Source organism: Methanosphaera sp., from assembly GCF_016282985.1.
Classification (GTDB): Archaea; Methanobacteriota; Methanobacteria; order Methanobacteriales; family Methanobacteriaceae; genus Methanosphaera.
Genome location: NZ_JAEELZ010000086.1, coordinates 1 through 2626, shown reverse-complemented (window position 1 = coordinate 2626; position 2626 = coordinate 1). Strand labels below are relative to the sequence as shown.

Here is a 2626-nt window from a genome sequence, read left to right as displayed (position 1 = left end):
AATAACATGCCAACTGAAGAACAAGAAAAATCCGTTGAAAAATATGAGAATGAATTGATAAAACTTATTTATGACGAAATAGATTATGAAAAAACAGAAAATATGACAAAACTCCAAAAACGCATAATGAATAAAAAAACAGATGAAAAAGAAACTATACGACATTTAACATGTGAATTTAAAAATCTTTATGAAAATCCTAAGTTAGTTAAATTTAAAAGTAATAAAATAATTGGTGCTGAAATTAATGAGCAAGACCGAGTTTTAATCACTGATGAAAATTATCCCATTATGCCTCAAGAAGGAATAGTTGTTCAGAAAAAACAAAAAGAAATAATAATTGAGTATTGTAATGATAACTTTCTAAAACGAGCTCTTCCAGAATTATGCAGAATTGATTTATATGTAAAAGAAAGTACATACAATCGACAACTTGAAAATTTAGAAAATCTTACACCTAACGGAAAATATGCATTACATTTCGCATTAAATCATGAAAACCCCAAAAATAATAATAAAATAAAAAATATTAATTTTTATGATTCCGAATTGAATATTCCTCAACGTGAAGCTGTTGAAAAAAGTTTAAATAGTAAACACTTCTTTTTAATACATGGTCCATTTGGAACTGGGAAAACAAAAACATTAATTGAAATCATAAGACAAGAAGCACTCGTAAAAGAAAAGATATTAGTAACTGCTGATAGTAATGCTGCTGTCGATAATATTGCAGAAAGATTAAAAGATACAGATTTGAAAATAATTCGAGTAGGAAACGATAAAAAGATTAATAAGGAAATTAAAGAATATTCATTATCCCTACAAACCAAAAAACATCCTCTTTATCAAAAAATTGAAGAAAATAAAAACAGTTTATCAGACTTATATAAAAAATTAAATGAAAATGATATTGAACCTCAAGAAGTTAATAACATTAAATTTAAAATAAAACAAAAAAACGAAGAAAACAACGAATTATATTCTCATATCCACAAAGACATCATTGATAACCATAAGATAATTTTAACTACCAATACATCTGCTTCTTTAGACATGTTAACTGATTATCCTTTTGAGGTAGCAATTATAGATGAAGCATCGCAAACAACAATACCTAGTGTTCTAATTCCTATTGCAAAAGCAAGTAAATTTATTTTAGCGGGTGATCCGAAACAATTACCTCCAACGGTTACCAGTAATAATAAAGAACTAAAGAAAACCTTGTTTGAGATTTTGCAAAAAAATTTTCCTCAACAACAGAGATTATTAAATGTTCAAAACAGAATGAATGAAATACTTATGGAATTTCCAAATAAAGAGTTTTATAATAATAAATTAAAATGTGGTGAAGAAGCAAAAATTTATTTCCTTAAAAAAAATGAAGATCCATATCATCATAAAAGCCCAATACTTTTTATTGATACTTCATTTGAAAAAAATAATAATGAATCACAGTATAAAAATTCAACATCAATATATAATAATTTAGAATCAAAAATAGCATCAAAAATTGCTAAAAGATATAATCAGTCTGGTATCCCCAAAAGTGAGATTGGAATTATAACGCCATATGTTGACCAAGTTAATTTAATAAAAAAACATACATCAGTGAATGTTGATACAGTTGATGGTTTCCAAGGAAATGAAAAAGATATAATTATAATATCAATGGTTAGAAGTGGCACTACAAAAGATATACAATTTATTGCAGATTCTAAAAGATTAAATGTAACACTTACACGTGCGGGAAAAAAATTAATTATTATTGGAAACACAAAAACATTAAAACAAAAAAAGATTTATAAAAAAATGATTAAATTTTGTAAAAACAATAATGCACTACGATATTATGACAAAAACCTTTTTTAAATTAAATTTCTAACTATATCTTCACCTTTATCAGTTAATCTATACAATCTACCCTTCCGGACTTCAGGATTGATACATTCAACTAGTTCATGCTCTTTTAATTCCCCAAGAACTTTTGAAATATGGTTTGTTCTAATCCCAGAATCATTAGCAATGGCAGTTGGTATTTTAACATCACCCTCCAAAGCTTTCATTACTTTTGTCCTATATTTTGAGATTTGTACATAGCTGATTTCCGTTAACATTTCATCTGACAATTCCATACTATCACTTATGAACTTCTTACAAAATAAATTGTATCATTATCATAGCTACTTAGCGCATCATATGCTGCCTGAGTCATAAAGCGGAATTTACCGAAGACTCCATAATCTACGCCCATAAATACTGGCTCTGTTGATTTTGCCAAATACATTTGTATTCCTCCAGAATGTTTTAATGGTATCACTGAATATGGTCAAGTGATTCAATATCCCATGAGCTTCCATTATACTCTTTAATGGCCATGAGTGAGCTTGTGACAATAGCTACACGATAACCTGCACTAACGCCTGTTGGTAATGTATTAGTTGTTCTTATTTCATCTACTGGTAATTTCCATCCAGTTTCCTCATCACTACCAACACCCGTATCACCTTTAGGTCCTGTATCTCCAGTATCTCCCTTAGCACCAGTATTTCCAGTATCACCTTTAACTCCTTGTGAACCGGTATCACCAGTATCTCCTTTATTTCCAGTTGCTCCGGTGTCTCCTTTT

3 protein-coding genes are annotated in these 2626 nt (G+C 28.7%); 1 reads left to right on the top strand and 2 read right to left on the bottom strand.

The window, feature by feature from the left end; all coding sequences use genetic code 11:
• A partial coding sequence (locus QZZ11_RS04970) for an AAA domain-containing protein (protein WP_292474118.1) occupies positions 1-1869 on the top strand: 1869 nt, incomplete at its 5' end.
• Here QZZ11_RS04970 and QZZ11_RS04965 read toward each other — a convergent pair.
• Both QZZ11_RS04965 and QZZ11_RS04960 read right to left on the bottom strand, forming a co-directional pair.
• Entirely contained in the window at positions 1866-2132 is a 267-nt protein-coding gene (locus QZZ11_RS04965) for a transcriptional regulator (protein ID WP_292474117.1), read from the bottom strand. The two genes, QZZ11_RS04970 and QZZ11_RS04965, sit on opposite strands and share 4 nt — an antisense overlap.
• Before the next feature lie 181 nt (positions 2133-2313).
• Positions 2314-2626: collagen-like protein (locus tag QZZ11_RS04960; RefSeq protein WP_292474115.1), on the bottom strand; the 313-nt coding region annotated here is incomplete at its 5' end.